This window comes from Desemzia sp. C1 (genome assembly GCF_020882875.1).
GTDB classification, from domain to species: Bacteria; Bacillota; Bacilli; order Lactobacillales; family Carnobacteriaceae; genus Desemzia; species Desemzia incerta.
This window is the reverse complement of record NZ_JAJIZP010000003.1, coordinates 844246-864374: the sequence shown is the minus strand read 5'-3', so window position 1 is coordinate 864374 and position 20129 is coordinate 844246. Positions and strand designations below refer to the sequence as shown.

General features: G+C 36.2%; 18 protein-coding genes and 1 riboswitch. Of the genes, 12 read left to right on the top strand and 6 right to left on the bottom strand.

Annotation, left to right across the window (positions count from 1 at the left end; genetic code table 11):
• The first annotated feature begins 1213 nt into the window (after positions 1-1213).
• On the top strand, positions 1214-2095 hold the full coding sequence (locus LMF32_RS04625; protein WP_188205276.1) for a LysR family transcriptional regulator: 882 nt from the start codon (positions 1214-1216) through the stop codon (positions 2093-2095).
• A 91-nt stretch (positions 2096-2186) separates the two neighbouring features.
• Complete coding sequence (locus LMF32_RS04620; protein WP_188205275.1) at positions 2187-3128, top strand: NmrA family NAD(P)-binding protein; 942 nt, start codon at positions 2187-2189, stop codon at positions 3126-3128.
• 606 nt (positions 3129-3734) lie between these two features.
• On the opposite strand, the gene LMF32_RS04615 is transcribed toward LMF32_RS04620, so the two are convergent.
• Entirely contained in the window at positions 3735-4736 is a 1002-nt protein-coding gene (locus LMF32_RS04615; RefSeq protein WP_230525077.1) for an NADP-dependent oxidoreductase, read from the bottom strand.
• 210 nt (positions 4737-4946) lie between these two features.
• Here LMF32_RS04615 and LMF32_RS04610 point away from each other — a divergent pair, with 210 nt between their 5' ends.
• The 3 genes from LMF32_RS04610 to LMF32_RS04600 all read left to right on the top strand — a co-directional run bounded on the left by LMF32_RS04610 (position 4947) and on the right by LMF32_RS04600 (position 6508).
• Complete coding sequence (locus LMF32_RS04610; RefSeq protein WP_188205274.1) at positions 4947-5288, top strand: metalloregulator ArsR/SmtB family transcription factor; 342 nt, start codon at positions 4947-4949, stop codon at positions 5286-5288.
• Positions 5289-5560: 272 nt separating this feature from the next.
• Positions 5561-5663: riboswitch (SAM riboswitch) on the top strand.
• A gap of 77 nt (positions 5664-5740) precedes the next feature.
• Positions 5741-5962 (top strand): hypothetical protein, encoded by a 222-nt coding sequence (locus LMF32_RS04605; RefSeq protein ID WP_230524010.1) that lies wholly within the window; start codon positions 5741-5743, stop codon positions 5960-5962.
• Between the two features lie 288 nt (positions 5963-6250).
• Positions 6251-6508: a hypothetical protein gene (locus LMF32_RS04600; RefSeq protein ID WP_188205272.1), complete on the top strand. Its 258-nt coding sequence runs from the start codon at positions 6251-6253 to the stop codon at positions 6506-6508.
• A 93-nt stretch (positions 6509-6601) separates the two neighbouring features.
• Here LMF32_RS04600 and istB read toward each other — a convergent pair whose 3' ends face one another.
• The 4 genes from istB to LMF32_RS04580 form a co-directional block, all read right to left on the bottom strand.
• Complete coding sequence (gene istB, locus LMF32_RS04595) at positions 6602-7351, bottom strand: IS21-like element helper ATPase IstB (protein ID WP_230523475.1); 750 nt, start codon at positions 7349-7351, stop codon at positions 6602-6604.
• Complete coding sequence (gene istA / locus LMF32_RS04590; protein ID WP_242597301.1) at positions 7348-8898, bottom strand: IS21 family transposase; 1551 nt, start codon at positions 8896-8898, stop codon at positions 7348-7350. Before istA ends, istB begins: the two co-directional genes overlap by 4 nt.
• 525 nt (positions 8899-9423) lie before the next feature.
• The gene (locus tag LMF32_RS04585; protein WP_230524009.1) at positions 9424-12297 is read right to left on the bottom strand and encodes a DEAD/DEAH box helicase; all 2874 of its coding nucleotides are present in this window, start codon (positions 12295-12297) and stop codon (positions 9424-9426) included.
• Positions 12294-12695 (bottom strand): (deoxy)nucleoside triphosphate pyrophosphohydrolase, encoded by a 402-nt coding sequence (locus tag LMF32_RS04580; protein ID WP_230524008.1) that lies wholly within the window; start codon positions 12693-12695, stop codon positions 12294-12296. Before LMF32_RS04580 ends, LMF32_RS04585 begins: the two co-directional genes overlap by 4 nt.
• Before the next feature lie 367 nt (positions 12696-13062).
• Here LMF32_RS04580 and LMF32_RS04575 point away from each other — a divergent pair, with 367 nt between their 5' ends.
• The 7 genes from LMF32_RS04575 (at position 13063) to LMF32_RS04545 (ending at position 18973) form a co-directional block, all read left to right on the top strand.
• A complete protein-coding gene (locus tag LMF32_RS04575; RefSeq protein ID WP_230524007.1) occupies positions 13063-14796 on the top strand; it encodes a DUF262 domain-containing protein in 1734 nt (577 codons plus the stop codon).
• A 269-nt stretch (positions 14797-15065) separates the two neighbouring features.
• Positions 15066-15458: a DUF1398 family protein gene (locus LMF32_RS04570; protein WP_230524006.1), complete on the top strand. Its 393-nt coding sequence runs from the start codon at positions 15066-15068 to the stop codon at positions 15456-15458.
• Positions 15459-15618: 160 nt separating this feature from the next.
• Positions 15619-16218 (top strand): nitroreductase family protein, encoded by a 600-nt coding sequence (locus tag LMF32_RS04565; RefSeq protein WP_230524005.1) that lies wholly within the window; start codon positions 15619-15621, stop codon positions 16216-16218.
• A 183-nt stretch (positions 16219-16401) separates the two neighbouring features.
• A complete protein-coding gene (locus tag LMF32_RS04560; protein WP_230524004.1) occupies positions 16402-17106 on the top strand; it encodes an FAD-dependent oxidoreductase in 705 nt (234 codons plus the stop codon).
• 91 nt (positions 17107-17197) lie between these two features.
• Positions 17198-17527 carry a hypothetical protein gene (locus LMF32_RS04555; protein ID WP_092480960.1) on the top strand — a complete coding sequence of 110 codons (330 nt, stop codon included), beginning with the start codon at positions 17198-17200 and terminating at the stop codon, positions 17525-17527.
• A 222-nt stretch (positions 17528-17749) separates the two neighbouring features.
• On the top strand, positions 17750-18598 hold the full coding sequence (locus LMF32_RS04550; protein ID WP_092480961.1) for an AraC family transcriptional regulator: 849 nt from the start codon (positions 17750-17752) through the stop codon (positions 18596-18598).
• A gap of 165 nt (positions 18599-18763) precedes the next feature.
• Positions 18764-18973, top strand: a complete 210-nt coding sequence (locus LMF32_RS04545; RefSeq protein ID WP_092480962.1) for a hypothetical protein — start codon at positions 18764-18766, stop codon at positions 18971-18973.
• Positions 18974-19027: 54 nt separating this feature from the next.
• On the opposite strand, the gene LMF32_RS04540 is transcribed toward LMF32_RS04545, so the two are convergent.
• On the bottom strand, positions 19028-19966 hold the full coding sequence (locus LMF32_RS04540) for a 2-keto-3-deoxygluconate permease (RefSeq protein WP_230524003.1): 939 nt from the start codon (positions 19964-19966) through the stop codon (positions 19028-19030).
• Positions 19967-20129: the final 163 nt, after the last annotated feature.

The following is a 20129-nucleotide window of genomic DNA, read 5'->3' as shown; positions in this document are numbered from 1 at the left end:
GTTTTTCTCAATAAAAAGGAGATTCTATAGAAATGACAGCATACGGAGAGTATATTACACTATTTAACCTGGATCATCTTCTATACATAGGAGGTCTCATTGGACTGAGCATGGTTCTTTTTCTAAATAAACAGGCAATAAAGGAAAAAAAGAGACTATATCTACCTCACTAGTGTTGCATTAAAATTTTAACTATTCCATGCCAAAAAAAAATCCTTTATACTAGTACTTGGATGACTTATCCAAGACCAATACAAAGGACTCCAACATGGATAAGTATAAAACAAAAATGACCATAAATAAATGGTTTTCGTACATTAATTTAGAACAATTAAGTTTGGTGTGTTGCAATTCATTTTACAACACACCGTTTTTTCCAAAGTTAGTTGAACTATTGAAATGGAATTTTTCCAGCAAAAGATTTTTATTTCGCAATAACTGAAATGAAAAACGCAATTGAAGAAAGAAAAGGAATTTTATAGTATTTATCGGACTGTTTTTTGCCGTAGCGGTAACTGAATTAATATAAAGTCCAAAGAGACTATCCTTTCTGGTTAGGATTTTTTTATCTAGCGTTATGAAGAAATAGTATGTGTAAAATAGTTCTCGAGAGTTAATAATTTTACTGGAAAAAAGAAAGAAGGCACTTTATACATAAATGTATGCTGTGTAGGGCAAATACATAAATGAAAGAGGCCTTCTTATGAATAAGATTATATCAAATGTTTACCAAATAATAAAGGATTCAAGCAATTTGAACGTGTAAAAAAAGCAAGTTAAAGAAATAGCTTCAGATAAAATGTTATGCGAACATTGCAGAAAATGAGAGATGAAAATAGATAAAGCTTGGTACAGGTGCAATAAGTTCAACAGGAACTGTACTTCTCAGAGTAGTCACAAAAAGTAAAAAAACAACATTATACTACATCGATTTTTGACATATGTCAAAAAAGAGGTTTGCATAGAAACGAACAAACTAGTAATAAGATTTGTTTAAAAGACTGCAAGCAAATTTTTGTTGGCTAACGGTCTTTTGTTTTAGCATTTTTCTTACAGGAGTACTTATGCTTCTTATTGCTATCGAATTGGTTGGTTTATAGGAGCCGTTATGGTTGTACCAGTGTACAAAAGTTAAACGGATTGAGATAAAGCAGGACAACTTTTTGAGAGTGATTTACATTAAAAATGATGAAGAGTTAGAAAAGGTGAAATTATGAACTTACTAAAACTACAGTACTTTGTTGATTTGGTTGAAATCGGTAATTTTTCAAAAGTGGCGGAGAAAAATTTTGTGTCGCAGACAAATATTAGTCAGCAAATACAATCTTTGGAAGAATATTTTGAATGCAAATTAATTGATCGATCCAGCAAGCCGGTTCGACCCACTAAAGTGGGAGAGGTCCTGTATGAAGAGGCTGTAAAGATATTAGCTCAGTTTATTGAGTTAAAAAAAAGGATTGTTGATTCAAGGGATGAACAAACACGGATTAAAATAGGATATACTTCGATTCTGGATATTAACTTATTGGCTAGAATGGTCAATTCTATGAAACAAAATTCTAATTACTTATTTGACATGCAACATTTGCAGCTGAAAGATGTGTCGGATAAATTACTGAACCAAAAATTAGATTTAGCTATCAGCTTTGATTCAGAGTTCCAAGACCACTCTTCAATTGAAACCATCACTCTTTATGAAGGGGATTATGTAGCTGTAGTTGGGAAGGGACATCCTCTATTTAATCGAAAAGAGATTACTATGTCTGAATTATATGATTATCCGCTGGTGATGCTCTCTCCGCAATCCATCGGAAAATCATATTACATGATGATCAGCAAAGCGCAACATTATGGTTTTATTCCTAACATTGAAAAATTAGTAGATGATGTGGAAACCGAATTATTTATATTGCAAACACAATCACTATTAGGGTTCTTTCCTGAAAATTATCCTATTCCAATAGACAGAGGCGAAATGAAAATGTTGTCCATTAAAGATAATCATCACAAGTATAAAATCGTTGTTGCATATAATAAAAATAATATAAACCCACAAATATCGGCTGTTTTACGGTATGTAAAGTCACTGGTATAACAAAAAGTTATCATTCATCACTTTAATGTATTTGTTTATGTTCGTTTATTCACATATACTAACAGTAGAACAATACAAGGAGGAATTAAGGATGAGCAGATTAATTTTAACCGGTGTCGATGGAAATTTAGGTAGTGCAGCAGCAAGCTTTTTATTACAGTTAGTGGATAAAGAAAAAGTTATCTTTTGCGGTTATAATCCAGAAGTGATTAAAAACTATAAAAACGAAGGTATTGATGCAAGAGAGGCTGACTTTAACAATAGCGAAGGATTAGCAGAAAAATTTACAGGCGGAAAAACGTTAGCATTGATTTCTATGCCGTTTGTAGGTGAAAAAAGACAACGCGCACATAAGAATGTTGTAGATGCAGCTAAAGAAGCAGGCGTGGAAAAAATTATTTATACTTCTTTAGTTAATGCTCAAGATGAAACAAACCCTAGTGTAGAGAAAATTGATCATGCTTATACTGAAAGCTATATTAAAGCATCAGGACTAGATTATATTTTCTTGCGTAATTCTCAATATGCTGAAGCAATGATCACTAATTACTTTACTTTTGTAAAAGCAGATGGTGTTTTAAAAAACAGCCAAGGTGATGGAAAAATGGCTTATATTTCAAGAAAAGATTGTGCCAAGGCGGTAGCTCATGCATTGATTGCGGAAGATCTTCACCATACTGTTTTAGATATCAATGGAAAAGAATTATTAACGATGAGCGAATTTGTGGAAATCGGTAATCAAGTGACAGGCAACAATGTCACTTATCAAGCCATCACAGACGAAGAAAATTACCAAATATTTGATGCAATGGGTGTTCCGAGAACGACTGAAGGGAAATTCAAAAAAGGTTCTGAAGCACCATACTCTTCAGATGGCATGGTCACTTTTGCTCAAGCCATCCGGGAAGGTAAAATGAACAACTTTACAGATGATTTTAAGAAACTGACGAATGATGAACCTATTTCAGTTCAATACATGTTTGAACATGCGGACAAATTTCAAGTTGGAGAACGTCATTCTAAAGATGATTAAATTTTTCAGAAAAATCAAAAGACTAACAACCGCTAAATAGTTGTTAGTCTTTTGATTTTGGGGTTATTTCCCATGATAATGTTTGTATTTATTACCGTTGCTGCACGGTTAAGGGTCGTTGCGACCAAATGTTTTTCGCTCGGATAAATTGATTAAGATTAGCGGGTTGTTCCATAGCCAAAGGTATGTTTTCTGGAGTAGAAAATGGACGTGGTTACGTTCCCTAATGCTCTAGGGTAGTACTACCACCATTTATCCATTTGCGGGAATGGTTGTTCAATATCTTTATACAACTGGCTAAATAGCATGATATCGTCCATATCGTCAAAAATATTATCATAGAAGGTATTTAAATCGTCAATAAGAAATTGCATTCTGAGACTTAATTTTATATGTGTTGCAATCAAATCCATCCCATCGTCAATATCTTTTGTAGCTGCTTTTGTTGGCTGATAATACTCGTGCTCGGAGCTTTCTTTTATGGCAAGAAGAACTTCGCTTTCGTCAACAACAGATTCATCATAAAGAAATTTTAAGTCGTGTTTTTTAAAGAAAACTTCTTCAAGTATATCTATGTTTGAGAAACCGCCCGCTAAGAAAGCTCGCCTATCCTTTTAACTTCACAATTATTTTTCCTTTAGCTTTGCCAGACTCTGAATAGTCCACCGCTTTTTGTATATCATCAAAAGGAATGACTCTATCAATGATTGGAATAATTTTTCCAGCTTCAATAAGTTCTCGAATGATTTCTAACTGTTTGCCACTCGGCTTCATAAATAAAAAGTGGTACTCAACTTGATGCTTTTTTTCTAGTTTAGTAAGTTTGCTGGAGGCAATTCTGAAAAGAAGAGATTTTATAACGCCTGGTTTATATTCTTTTGCAAAACGTGCATTAGGTAATCCAGAGATAGAAACGATTTTTCCACCTGGTTTTAGTATCTTAAACCCATCTTCTAAACTTTTTCCGCCTAGTGTATCATAGACATAATCATAGTCAGTTAATTCTTCCTCGAATTTTTGGTTTCGATAGTTGATAATCTGATCTGCCCCTAATTCTGAGACTAAGTTTTTTCCTGCATCACTAGCTGTTGTTGCAACATAGGCTCCTAATTCTTTCGCGAGTTGAATCGCAAATGTACCAATACCTCCAGCCCCTGCTTGAATCAAGACTTTATTACCAGGTTTTACTTGCATGATGTCATGTAAAGCTTGATAGCTGGTCAATCCAACAAGTGGGATTGAGGCAGCTTCCTCAAAAGAAAGATTTCGGGGCTTTAATACGATTTCCTCTTCATGAATAGCTAAGAATTCAGCAAAAGTTCCTATTTTTGATTTACGAGGACGCCCATAAACTTCATCCCCAACGTTAAACTTCTTGACCTCTTTACCTACTTTTACGACTTTACCTGAAAAATCATTTCCTAATACAAGCGGCATATTGTATTTTAATAACATTTTTAACTTTCCATCTCGAATTTTAAAATCGATCGGGTTAAGACTGGCAGCATAAATTTCCACTAATACCTCTTTGTTAGAGATTTCTGGAATTGGAAGAGTCAATGGTTCTAAATGCTTTTGTTTATAATGGGAAATACCCATTGCTTTCATTTGTTGAGTCAAAATATATTCCTCCTGAACCGTTCTATGGTTTAAACATTTAAACTAATGAACATAATAGAGATTATTTTTAAATTTGTCAACACTAAACTTTTGAAGTAGCAGTTGAAGCTAGCAACTAGCGTATGGACAGGTGCGTTGACAGGAACTATGTTAGATGGTTTAATAGTTTAGACTATTGAACAGAAAGAGAGCATAAAAATGAATAAACAGGATTATCACAGACTTAAAGTTGAATTTGATGACATAAAAGATTTTCTTTTAGCGTTGGGCGATGAAAAAAGACAATTGATTCTTATTGCATTATTGCATCAAGAATCATGTGAAGGTTTACGCGTAACCGATTTAACAGATATTACAGAACTGTCACGGCCTGCAGTGTCTCACCACCTAAAGATTTTGAAACAAGCGGGCATTGTTGATATACGCAGTGAAGGTACGAAAAATTATTACTATCTTTCAAATATGGCAAAAGAAGTAAGCAAACTAAAAGAACTGACCGAACATGTCTTGGTGCTTTTAAAAGAAAAGGAAAAAAACTGAGGGAAAATTCTTCTTGTTTTGACAAATAATTAATAAGGAAAGGGTAGGAATAAGTAGTTTTGTTAAGAATAACTTATTCCTACCCTTTTTGTTGTATAAAAACTGGTGTACTAGATTAAAACAAATTTGGCTGGTGTGTGGCAATACAAACTTAGAGACTTTAGTAAACATTGAGTTTGAAAATATGTGTTGACGTCAAGTAGAAATTAGTACTATCTTAAACTTGAAACATAAAAAGTTTATGTTATACTAATTTTACAATAGAATAGTAAAGCTTATTAAGAGCAAGTGGAGGGAATTGGCCCGTTGAAGCTTCAGCAACCGACCTTAAGGCACGGTGCTAAATCCAACAAGTGTGAACTTGGAAAATAAGACCATCATTCAAGCGAACACTTCTTAATTACTAAGTGACGCTTTTTTTATTGCAAAAAATAAAAGGAGATGTTGTTGTAATGGAAGTAACACCAGTTGAAGTAAAACAGTATTTTAATGATTTTAAGAAAGAAGTTTTGGAACGACAAACCCATTGGGAAGAAATTGATCCTAGACCACACGCTGTAGGAGTTTTTGTACGTTTACGGAGATTGACTTGGTATGAAGAGATTCTTCCTAAAATCGAAGAAGCTATCGCGCTAATAGAGGATATTGAAGAGAAACAACTGTTTATAAAATAATAAGTGTGAAAAGCGAGAGTGGAAAAAAGCCGCTTAGCTCATACCACTTCAAGAATCATGCTCGGATGCTCGTAGATCATCCGAGCATGATTCGTAAAAATTCAGGAGTTGAGAGTTGTTTCCCTGCTCTACTTTTTTCATTGCGGCCCATATTTTTTATTGTCCTTTCTGTGATGGTTGAGAAATGAAAGATAGACCGTTGATATTGATAACAAAATCGACTGTGGTATTACATTCTGCTAAGTTATTAAAATTGGACGGATGACTTAATTATAGCCACTAATTGTAATGAAGTATTTGACGCTGACCAGAAAAAAACTGCTAGAGAATAATCAGATTTACCTGATAGAAGAACGGATCGTTGGACTGGAAGGCACAGATGAAGAGCTTCAAGGCGTTATCTTCGAAAGCGGAGAAAAAATCAGCATATCCCGTGATTTCTGTACGATACTATTAGATAAACACTTTTCATTTATCGACTCATTAGATATCAAATTAGGTGAAGCAGGATTCGTTATTACAGATTTTTGGATCGAACGAATGTAAAAGGCATTTATGTGTTGACGTCAAGTAGAAATCGGCAATTTATGCTAATTAATTTTCCACACATTCTGCTTGATAAGTTTCGGCACTTTTTTGTTACGTAAACATGCTTTGACGGTTCTTCATTCGATAACTCTCATCATTCATTTGAACAACCTCTACGCGATGAAGGAGACGGTCTAGTATAGCCGTCGCAATCCCCTCATCTCCCAGTAGTTCTCCCCACTGATCTGGACTTTTGTTGGAAGTGAGAATAATTGAACTTCGTTCATATAAGTGATTGATTAAGTGAAAAAATTGGTTCGCTTCTCGTTGATCCATAGCCATATACATCAAATCGTCAATAATAATTAAATCAGCTTTCTTAATTCGACCTAATGCCAATTGAGATTTTCGAGTATACTCGCTTGTTTTCAGTATTGTCATCAGTTCTCCCATTGGGAGAAACATCACTTGATATCCTTTTTCAATAGCTTCTAATCCCATTCCTATTGCCAAATGCGTTTTTCCTACACCAGGGGGACCAAGCAGGATAAGGTTATATTGCTGTTCAAGCCAATTCATTTCTTTTAGCTGTTTCATTTGGCGCTCTGTGAGGCTTGTTTGTTCACTTAATTCATAAGCCTCAAGTGTTTTATGATAAGGGAATTTAGCCCATTTTAATCGCTTTACTTTGTTTTTCTCTTCGCGTTTAGTCAATTCAAAAGTAAGTAGATGATCTAAAAATTCATGGTACGTCCAAGACTGTTGTTCTGCTTCTCGCATAAGAGTGGGAAGCTCTAGCGATACTTCAGCTAAACGAAGTTGCTTAAAGGCTAGCTGAAGAGGTTCGAGACCTGTGCTCATCTTGTTTCACCTCCTAAAAGTTTTGTGTACTCGTTAATGGAGCGAGTCGAAACTGTGATAGGTGGAGTAGAGGGATTCAGAGAAGTCAGAGGCTCTTCTAGTGTCGTTTGGCGAATAGTAGGCGGTTTTTGACTAGCTATGTATGCCGCGACATCTCGGAAGTCATTCGCACTCCATAATTTTTCTACAATACATTTTTCTAAAGTGGTTTCTCGTACTTCAGGAAAGTCTTGAATGGCTTTTTCCAAGACAAGAAACTGGTCTCGAGCGTATCTCTTATGACTGGCAATGACTTTGTCAATAAAAAAAGCGGCTCTTTGCTCATCCTCAAATAAATGAATCATAGCTTCTCGATACTTTTTGATGGTCTTTGAACGATCTCTTCCATGGTTCCTTTTCTTAATCAATTTCCCTTTCTCCAACGAAATCGAGTGTCTAGTAATTTCTTCTCCACTAAGGTCATTTAAAATCACTAATTCTTGGTCATGAACACTCAAGATAACTTCATTAGAACCAACGGTTTGATAGGTTCCTAGAGGAACTGAATAACGATTTCCTTTGAAGCGAATCGTATTGTCTTTCCCGATTTTTGCTGTTATACTGGCATCAAAAGAAATTTCTTTGCTTTTAAGAGGAGAGACTGGTTTCAAGTGTGCTTTTTCCAGAAGGAACACTGAATCGGGTCTCTTTTTTGTCGTTCCATGCACTTTGTGATTTCCTGTTCGGTCTAACCATGCCCGACATTTCTCGTTCCAATCATCCAGTCCGTTGTACCGTCTATTTTTTGCGAAGTTCGTTTTTACATAACCGACTACACGCTCAATTTTTCCTTTTGTTTCAGGATCCGCTGCTCGGCATAAGTAAACTTCAAACCCACGGGTTTGTTGGTATGACTTAAATTCATGCGTTAATAACAGATCGCCAGCATTTTCATGGACGGCAATGATGTTGTCTTGATCATACATAATTTCTTTTGTTATACCGCCAAAAAAACGAAAAGCTTGTTCATGACAACGGATCGCATCGGTTGTTTTAAATGGACGATCTAACCACTCTACATATTTGTAGCGGCTATGACCCAACACAAAACAGATAAAGTATAACTTTACTTTTTCATTAGTCACTGTTTCTTGCCATATCTCGCCCCAATCCACTTGGATTTGCTCTCCCATCTCTACTTCAGGAATAGCCTCATATTGACGGACTTGTTTCTGTTTCGGTAAAGAGTACCGGTCTCTCAAGTCGGTTACGAAGGACCGTACGGTACTGGATCCAATATTCAGTTTGGGATACTCTTCTAATAACCAGTCTTCCACTTGTGCTGCAGATAAGTCGGGGTGTTCTTTTAACCAATCCACAATAGTCGTTTCATAGTGGTCCAACTTTTTTTTCCTATTTTGAAGAGAGTGGGTCCACTGGACCATGTCTTCAAAATCCATAGTTAAGTATTTCCTGACAGTATCTCTATGAACCCCAACCTTTCTTTCAATCTGGCTTTTATTGAATCCTAATCGATTCAATCGGTGTATCTCATAGTATAAGTTCATTTTTGTTTTGTTCACCTTTCATCCTCCAATTCAAGTTATACCATTCTAGTATAATCGAACTGGGTGTTTTTCTGAATAAAAAGTGCCGAAACTAATCAAGCAATAATTGTTGATTCTAGTTTAGCATTCACATTTATGCTGCAGGAGAAATCACGGGACCCACTCAATTGATTGTTTCTGCCAGCCAAGGGCATATGGCAAGTTTATGCATTATAAATGAATCAAGCGAAATAGCTTTTCATAGTAAATAAAGACGTCTGATATTTATTCAGCGCAAAAAGAATGGCTTTATGCTATTCTTTTTTGTGTCTAAAAATCGAATCCATCGGCTAGTCATTCAGAGTTGATAAAATAATGCAGGGCAGCAACCCTCTAAAAACTTAAACTTTTAGAGGGTTGCTGCCGTTTGGCAATTCTTTTATATTTAGATACATTAAATGAGCATCACTAATGGCTAAAATAGCAAAAAACTACGGTATGAGTTAGTAAATACTAAGATAATAAACGTATTTTTTAATTACTCTATTACTCCTGACCAGCCTCTAAATACCGATAAAGATTAACATCAATCGGTACTAAAAACTTCAAAAACATTTCTACCACTTTCTTCTTTTCGCCGTTTTGTAGAGGTTTTTCTAATTCAATGATGGAATCTTGTACAGGTTTTACTTCTCCAAGGTAATAAAATTCTGTTCCTTCGTTGTCTGATTTCTTCGCAAATACACGAATGTGCCATTTTTCAGCTTCCTTTAGCTTCTGTACTTCTGGAGAAGTCATCGTTCTAGGAGACTTCGTAAACCACTTCATCGTGGAATAATCGATCAACTCATCTTCGTAAGCCATTTGGGCACCTGAGAAGGTTTCGCCTTTTTTCAGAGTGACGAAAATGACAAATTCATCTTTGCTTGAGGTATATCCACCCACATTTTGATCCACCATTTGTTTCTCCCAGTTCAACAAACGCAAAACATCTTTTCGTTTGTATTTTTGGTAACGCGTTAAGGGTTCGGTAGAAGAATACTCTTTAGATTTTAGTAATCCTGTTTCAAGAATATCATTCATCAAATGTGTAAAATAGTTGTTTTCCATCGCTTCTTTAAATGAAGGCGACAAAGATACTCCTGTTTCTACTCGCTCAATAAAAGCTTGTTGTTTATATAGAGCGGCTGCAGAACCAGTGTAAAAGCTTAAATCTAAAGTATTAAGGACAGAATGGACTGTTTCTTCATCTGCTAGAATTCCGTGCTTTGTAAATAACTCTTTGATCCTTGTTAATGAGGTACTTTTTGCTGGATCCCTCATCAATCGTTCTAACAAAACCAATTCTTGCTTTCTCTTTCCTGGTAACAGTTCCCTTGAAGCGATCATTAAGAATCGATTTTCTATCTCAGAAAGGCTTCCTTCGTTTTGTTTGATGTTGACTAGAAAATCGTAATAACTATTTTTCTTATTGGCAACCAGCAAAGGATCAATTGTGTGTTGCTCTTCGAAATCTTTCAAGTACGGTACCCGTCCAAGGCGATTATAAAGCAATTGGAATGATTTTCTTAATTCGTTCATGCTGTCCATAGAAGTTTGATTGATGGACGAGAAGATCTGTTGTTTGGCGATTTTTTCAAAGTTAATAGAAGAAACGCCTGAAATAAAATTCGTATCAAAGGTGTCTTTGCGCAAATTATTCTTATCTCTAGACACATCACCAGATAAAGCCATTGGAATCATGTAATTATTTTTGTAGTTACCAATAAAATCAATCACCGTGACGAATTCTTTCGAAGGATCTTTTCTTAATCCACGTCCCAATTGTTGGACAAAGATAATACTTGATTGAGTGTTCCGAAGCATGACTACTTGGTTGATTTTCGGAATATCAATTCCCTCATTAAATACATCTACAGTAAAAATGTATTCAATCTCGCCATCTTCTAACCGTTCGACTTGTCTTTCTCGTTCTTCTAACGAGTGTTCTCCAGTTAAATAGGAACTAGGATGTCCTTTTTGTTGGAACAAAGCAGATAACGTTTTAGCTTCTTCTTTGCGGCTACAGAAAACCAACCCTTTAGGGATATTGCCAGAACATCCATAATAGTCAAGTTTTTCTAGCAAATAAGTGACGCGTTCTTCTTCAATCAAATACTTCAGATCTGTCGACTCAGAAATCAGTTCTCCATCTTTTACATAATCGGTTACTCCAAAATAATGGAAAGGAGACAGCATATCTTCTTCCAATGCTTCTTGAAGACGGATTTCATAAGCGATGTTGTAATCAAACAATTCAAAAATATTGAAGCCATCTGTTCGCTCAGGAGTTGCTGTCATGCCTAATAAAAAGTCTGGTTGAAAATAATTCATTACTCGATGATACGAAGGAGCGCCAGCTTTATGGACTTCATCAATTAAGATGTAATCAAAGTGGTCCTTAGCAAATTGTTGTAAGACTAGATCTTTAGAAATAGTTTGGATTGTAGCAAATAAATAAGTGGCTTCTATTTCTTTTTTGTTTCCAGAGAGAATACCGTAGTCTTCATTTTTTCCACCAAGGATCTTTTGGAAATCACTTTTAGCTTTATTCAATATTTGTTCTCGATGAACAATAAATAAAACCCTTTTAGGCTTAGCTTGTAACACATCAAAAGCGGATAAGTACGTTTTTCCCGTTCCTGTAGCAGAAATGACTAATCCTTTTTTAGCGCCTGTAGCTCGTAGTTCTTTAAGATTAGATAGAGCGGTTTGTTGCATGCTATTTGGCACGATATAGGAGTTCGACTCATCAATAAGAGTTGGGTCTTGGATAATGTTGACTTCTTTATAATAGGTTGTTGGTTGATAAGTCCGTTTATAGTTGCGAAGCCAATCATCATTTAATACTAGAGCCGCTTGCCATTCTTGTTCCATATGTAATTGAATCTCTTGGATCATTTGACCGTGGTCATAAGAAGTTAAGCGCACATTCCACTCATAGTTGACCTTTAAAGCGCTCATGGTCAAATTAGAACTCCCGATAATGAAAGAATGATATCCCGATTGCTTAAATAAATAGCCTTTGGAGTGAAAACCTTCCTTTTTGGAAATGCGAACTTCTACATTAGGAATTTTCATTAAGTCTTCAAAGACAGCAGGTTGATTAAAGGCTAAGTAGATAGAAGTCAAAATTTTCCCTTTGATTCCACGGAGATGAAGGTCGGCTAGTTGTGTTTTTAGTGCTGCAAGACCGCTTTGAGTTAAGAAAGCTACTGAGAAAAAGAATTCTTCGCAGGTATCCAATTCATTTTGTACTACATTCAGCATATATTGCTTTTTCTTTGTATCATTGATGATGATTTGAGGATCATATAAAGATCCTTCAGTTTTTTGATCTATAAAGGCTTTTTTTAATGAACGCTCTAACATATCTGTCATTCTACTATTCCCATTTCCATTAATTTTTCAACAGCTGGTATATCTGCTGGTGCCCATTCTAATTGATTTAATTCTTTAGGTTCTAACCACTCTACAGCAATGTGTTCAGTCAACTGTGGCGTCCCTTTTTTCAAGAAGCAAATAAAAGTGGTTAAGTGGACTAAACCAAAGTCATATTGGTAACTGGTTTGTTCAAACACATCAGGTTGTACATCCACTTCAATAAGGAGTTCTTCTTGAAGTTCTCGTATCAAGGCCTCTTGAGGGGATTCCCCAGCTTCTATTTTCCCACCAGGAAATTCCCACAAATAAGCTAGCGATTTGCTTTCGCCTCTTTGTGCACACAGGATTTTCCCGTTTTCTATTAAAACAGCGCCTACAACAGTAATTTCCTTCAATGGATTCACTTCTTTCTGTTCATTTCATATATCTATTTTATCATATTACTTTTGATCTTAAGTATGAAGCACTGAAATCAATTTAAATCAGACATACTTAGGGAAGAAAAAGTATGATTTATTGTTATACAAAGCTGTACTTCATGTTACTAAAATTAGTCGATATAAAAGAGAACACCGATGGAATTTGTATCATTTTCTATTGGCGTAAAGAAAATTACATATAAAGATGGTATAATCTTTATAAAATAAAAGACATAATCTTTCAATTTTACATCAGAGAATACTGAATCTATACGTTTATAGGACAAGATAAGTAAAAGATAAGGAGCTGTATTACCAAGTGAGTACATATGAGACAAAAAATATGGCGATTTCATCATTGCTAACAGCAATTCGAGACGGCAACATTGCCATTCCAGAAATTCAAAGACCTTTTGTATGGAATAACATAAAAGTACGTGATTTGATGGATTCAATATATAGAGGTTTTCCAATTGGTTTTATTATAACTTGGAAAAATGCTGATACTCGTTTAAAAGATGGCAGTATGTCAATAGGTAAGAGCGTCATTATTGATGGACAGCAAAGGATCACAGCCATTACTTCAGCTATGATTGGACAAGAAATCTTGAATAAGAAGTATCAAAAAAGGCGGATTAAGATCGCTTTTAATCCTATTGAAGAAAAATTTGAAGTTTGGACACCTGCTATTGAAAAAAGTAGCAAATGGATTCCTGACATCAATGTTTTATTTTCAGAAACCTTCAACCAATGGCAATTCGTCAATGATTTTGTTGGGAAAAATAGTGATGTAGATGGGAATCAAGTTGGGAATGTTCTAGCAAAATTAATAAACATGAAGAACATGCAAGTCGGTGTAATTGAACTCAGTAATGAGATCGAGATTGATGTAGTGACAGAAATATTTACACGTATTAATTCTAAAGGAGTTAGTTTGTCTCAATCAGACTTTGTAATGTCTAAGATTGCATCGAACGATGAATATGATGGCGTAAATATTCGAAAAGCAATCGATTATTTTTGTCATGCTATGGAAAGCCCGAAAGACTTTGCAAATATTAAAAATAATGATACGGAATTTGTTCAAAGCTCGTTATTTGATAAAATACAGTGGGTAGAAAAACAGAAATCTTACGCATATATACCAAAATATGCAGACGTAATAAAAGTTGTTTTTGCCTATAAATTCAAACGTGGGAAAATTGGTCAGTTAGTTCAGCTATTGTCAGGAAGAGATTTTGAATCTAAAGAAAATCGTGAAGAAATCGCAGAAGAAACCTTCTTAAAATTCAAAGATGGAGTAGTTGATTTTTGTAACAAAAATAACTTTGAAAATTATACGATGATTCTACATTCAATGGGAATTTACAATTTTAACTACATACGATCAATCAATTCCTTAAACTTTGGTTATGCTCTATATCTATTATTGAAAGAAAAAGGGATAGAAACAGAAAAAAGAGATAGAATCATACGTCGTTTTATTATGCTGTCTCTACTAACACAGCGTTTTTCAGGTTCTAGTGAATCACAAATGGATTATGATATAAGACGATTTAACGAAAATAATGCTGAGAAGCACTTATCAAATATTGAAGCAGCAGAATTGTCTGATGCATTTTGGCAACATACTCTTATTCAAAGACTGGAAACCAATCAAATAGGACCAATTCATTATATCTATTTGTTTGCTCAAATTAAGAAAAAAGATAACGGTTTTTTGTCAGCACCAATAAGTGTTCAATCGATGTTAGAAATGCATGGGGATATACATCATATTTTCCCTAAGAACTACCTGCGTAAAAATGGAATCAATGATAAAAAAGATTACAATCAAATAGCAAACTACGCTATGGTTCAAAAAGAAATTAATATTCGAATCAGTGATAAAGCGCCTAAAGACTACTTATCCTTATTACAGATGCAAAAAGATTCAGCGGAAGTTAAAGAAAATTTCAAGGAAAATGCAGTCCCATTGACGTTGTTCGATATGGACGTGAAGGATTATCATCAATTTTTAGAGCAGCGAAGAAAATTGATGGCAAATAAGATAAGAGAATACTATAAAGATTTATAGTTAAGAGAGTTCGTTTTTGAGTATAGATGATATAGAGAAATATACTCAAGCTACTTAATAAAAAGTTTTTAAATATGAATTGCTCCTGTTAAGTAGGTAAACAAATAAATAAAATATTTTTTGCCATGCATGACAGGTGTCATGCATGGCTTTTTGTGCAGATACAGAATAGTAAATGTTATTTTTGATATCAATTTTTTAGTAAGCTATGATGAAATTAAACTAGTATCATCAAAACTTTGATGGTCCATTAAAAGGAGCGTATACAAATGAGTCTGGACTATAAGGAGATTGAACGGGTAGTAGAGGCAGAATCTAACGCCGGTGAATTTGCTCAGGTAATGCAAGGACTCAAAAGGTTAGGTGTTCAACGATACGACTATTTTGTTGCTGAAGGGGTATATCATTATTATGATGAAAAGAGTTTTGTCGAGCTGAAAATGAATGGAGTACCAAAAGAAGTGGCTGATCGAAGCGATATTGAAGCCCTCAAGTCGGCTGTGAAAACCGCACAATCAGGAGCAATTGATTTTGAACGGTTTTGTGAGCTAGCTGGAAAAGCAGGCGTTCCATTTTGGACGAGCAATTTAGTAACGAAAGAAGTAACGTATTTTGACAACCAACATCATTTACTACATCTAGAACCAATCCCAGGAGTGTAAGATAAAAGGGATAAGTCTTATCAATTTGTGAACTGAATAAAAATAGTTAAATATTATTTCGAATTCGATATATTCGGTGTTGACTTACTTCTTTTTGTTTGTTAAACTTACTATTAATAAGTGCTAAACAAGCAAATAAACTTTTAAAGGAGATTTATACATGACTCAATTTACAGATTTAATCAAACAACGCCGTACGGCTTATGCAATTGGAAAAAACACGGAATTATCAAACAAAGAGATCGCTGACCGCATTCGCGAAGTAGCACAACAAATCCCAACGGCTTTCAACAGCCAAACAACTCGTTTAGTAGTTGTATTTGGAGAAGACAACGTTAAATTATGGGACCACATCTTAGACGTTCAAAAAGACGTTATGGAAGGCGACATGTGGGAAATGATGTCAGGAGTAATGCAAGGCGCTAAAGCTGGCGTTGGTACTGTATTATTCTTCGAAGACCGTGATGCAGTTACAGGAGCACTAGGCGAAAACGAACGCGCAACTGTATACAAACACCACCACAGTGCAAATGCACAATACGGTATCTGGTTGGCATTGACTGACTTAGGTCTAGGTGGAAGCTTACAACATATGAACATTGGCTTTGAACAAGGCTTTGACAAATCAGTAAAAGACATGTTCAACTTACCAGCATCATACGAAATGATCGCTCAAATGCCATTTGGTTCAATCGAAGCAGAACCAAATCCAAAAGAATTCATCGACAGCAGCGAACAAGTTCGCGTAGTTGGAGAGTAATCAAACGATTCGCTCTTTGATACTTAAAGCATCTGGCTCCTTTAAAAAGGGGTTCAGGTGCTTTTTTTCGTAGTCATTTAGTTAAATCACCCAGAGTTGACAGCACATAAGACTGCGCCTACAATCCGTGTAAGAGTTGCTTACATACTAAGTATTCATCTGATTCATTGAGGAGGAAAGATGATGGACTTCAACGATGTAAAAGGCGTGGTCAGACAAGGCGAACTTCCGATTGAAAGTGTTGAAAATCCTTATGGTGATTACTATATCGTCAAGATCAAAAATGATGCCGGATTAACATGGGTTCCGGGAGAACACGGCGTTTATACATTGCCCAACAAACAAATCGAAGGCAGGAAGTACCGCTTGTTTTCAGTAGCTTCGATACCAGAAGAGGGATTCTTATTGATTGGGACACGAACGGGAAAAGAGATCAGCAGTTTCAAGAAAGCGTTAGTGAGTATGCAGCCAGGAGAAAAGATTACGATACGAGGTCCATTTGGCTGGATGAAAGTGAAAGACGAGAAGTCTCCCATCGTGATGTTCGCGAGCGGAGTCGGGATAACGCCATTTCGTGCATTGTTGAAGCAGCTGGAATTCGATACTCGTCGTCCAATTGAAGTCGTTTATTCCTCCTCAAAATATTATCTCTTTGGTGAGGAAATTGAAAAGATTGTCCAGAACAATCCGGTGATCCATTTGCACAAAATGACCTCGCGAGAAGAAACTACTGCAAAATTGGATGAACTCGCTTTAAAATACGGGGATACCGCCTATTATTTCAATTCAGGATCACCTGCTGTATTGAAGTTCGTCAAAAAACGCTATCGAGAAAAAGGAATCTCTAAAAAGCGTATTGTTTCGGATACATTTTTTGGAGCGAAGTAACGAAACTTTCACTAGTTCTTTCTCTAAAAAAGATTATAATAACAGAGTAAGTACCGAAAGCAAATCAGCGATCAAGGAGATGGATTTCAGGATGGGACTAGAAGACAAAGACTTTATTTTGCGCCAAGTGCAAGAGTTAGCAGAAGGGATCGGCAAATTTCTTGGAAAAGAGTCGATCAAAGAATTGATCAATTACGATCAGTCACAAGAAGGCGCCTTGTCAGATGAGGATATCGAAGCGATTTTACTGATTACGACTATTAGGGATATCCAAGAGAGTGAAGGGCTGTCGGACGAAGACCTGTCAAATGAATTAGGTATGCCGGAAAACGGCTTAGAGAAGTTGTACAATAATGAGCGGTCCGTCACACCAGATGAACTTAACGCATTGCGAGATTTTGTGGAAGAGAAGGAAAGCTGATAGTAAGAAGACGCAGACGCAAGAGTAAAAGCACCATTCTATTGTGGTGCTTTTGATGATCCCGCTGGTAAAGTAAAACTAATACAAATAAATGAAAGCGGTATCTTGTCCGAGGGCTCAACAAATGTTTCAAAAAGAATAGAGCACCCGACAATTTTTGAGCAAGTATTGTCGGGAGAAAAAGTTCTGTATCCTATAGTATGTATACGAGAGGAGAAGAAAATGGACTGGCTGGAGAGAATAAATAGAGCAATGGACTATATAGAGCAGAATTTATCCGATGAAATTGATGGGAGAGAGGCAGCCCGACTAGCCTGTTGCCCTGAATATCATTTTCCCAGGATGTTTTCTGCTCTGACCGGAATATCACTGTCAGAATACATTAGAAGGAGGCGATTGTCACAAGCCGCATTTGAGTTGCAAAATGTTCCTGATGTTCGGATCATTGATCTTGCTCTCAAGTACGGGTACGACTCCCCAGATTCTTTTACTCGGGCTTTTAAAAGCCTTCATGGAGTTACTCCAACGACAGCCCGCAGCAAAGGGGTCGAATTAAAAGCTTTTCCAAGACTTTTCTTTCAAATGACGATCAAGGGAGAGAGTGAAATGGATTATAGGATAGAAGTGCTAGATGCTGATATTGAGATTGTCGGGGTCAAGCAAGAAGTCGTTACACAAGAGGCTTTTCATACTATTCCTAAATTATGGGAAGAAGCGACTGCTAGTGGATTGGTACCGCGTATCATTGAGATGTCTTGGGAAAATCCGCAATGCAAAATGGAAGGAATCTTAGGAGTATGCGGAAAACAAGCCGCAATAACAGACGAAAAATTTGATTATCTTATAGGGTGCCGCTATACTGCTGAATACCCTGGTGACATGGAAAAAACAGTAATCCCTAAAAGTACTTGGGTTGTCTTTCCTAATATCACTGAAGCTTGGAAACGCCTATATACGGAATGGATGCCGACTTCCGGTTACGAATTAGCAGATTTGCCGTGTATTGAGAATTACTTGGCTCCTGACAGAGTTCCAAATAATGAGCTTTGGGTCCCTGTAATAGCAAAGTGATCCATGATTTCAAAAACTATGTTCACAAAGTTGCGAACAACTTTTCCATCATCTGTTTAAATCCATCAAAACATGCTATAATGAGTAGCTTAAGATCACTACGATAGTAATAAAGAACGGATGCCGAAAAGCCTCCGCTAGTGATATATATGGAGGTGTAAGAGAATGCAAAAACGATGGACGATCGGTGAAATCAAAAAGTTTGTTGAAACCAATTCAGACAGCAAATTATTGACGACAGAATACCAAGGCTTTTCTCAAAAGTTGGAATTTGAATGTGCATGCGGCAATAAATTTGAAAAGACTTTTAAGAAATTCAAAAACAATCACCAACGCAAATGTGATGTTTGCCAACCGCCAAAAGCTTCACGCTAAAGCATAAATAAAAAGCCGATTTCTCTTTAAGAGAAGTCGGCTTTTTTAGCATCATTAACTAGTAATTTTATTATTCTTTGTAGATAATTTTGCAACAATAAACGGTGTGATAACACTTGTGGCAACTACGACCAGCAATACTTGAGAAGCTGCTGCAGATACGTATTCACCTAAAACCTCTGGATAAATAGCACCCAATAACCCCGCACTAGAAACAGATAATCCGGCAACTGTCATAAAAGTCGCGCCGACTGAACCGTCGTTTTTTAATACAAATTTGTCAATAAGAAGCATAGTGATATTGATAGCGTAAAAGACGATAGCCAAGATCAATCCGCCGCCTCCAGCTTTCAAAGCGTCGATTAGATTCAATCCATAACCTAAGTTCCAGCCCATCAAACACGTCAATGCTGGTAAAGCAGGCATGAAGAATCCTTTAAAATTTGCATCCAAATTTCCAAAAATAACTCCAGCAGCCATTGGGATCAGTGTACTGATGACTGGTGTCCAATCCATTCCGCCACCACTGGCGATTCCGTACACGATCATCGGTACAGCTGCAATACTGAAAAGCCCAGTAACGCCGTATACCGCAGTATCTTGCTCGCTTCCGTATTGCTGCATCAAAGATAAGTAAACAGCTGGATTGATTGAGCAAATAGTGATCGTAAAAGCTAATGCACTGATACCTAAAACGCCCGCTTGTCCAAAAGTTGAAATGTATAATAAGCTGATTCCTGCTCCGATAATAAATTTCGCTAAAAGCAGAACACCTTGTCGTTTTAAGGCATAGCTGATTTTTTTGAGGTCGATCCCGGTTCCGGAACAAAAACAAATCGCTCCAATAATTCCATTTGTACCGTCTCCTCCAAATATGTGCTGCGTTAAGCCGCCGATTTGGAACAAATTAGGCCAAAACGCATAAATAAAAGCACTAACCAACATCGGTACCAAGAACGTACCGGCTGGGATTCTTTTGATTGCATTTAACATAAATTTTCCACTTTCTTTTTAAAACTGTACCTCACAGCTAATTGTCCATTGTGTAATATACTAGTATAAATTGAAAAAGAAAGCCAATTTGTTATGAGAAGCGATGAGTGTGTTTATAAATTAATCTTCCATACTAATTGTAACATCGAGCTTGAGGACTGAG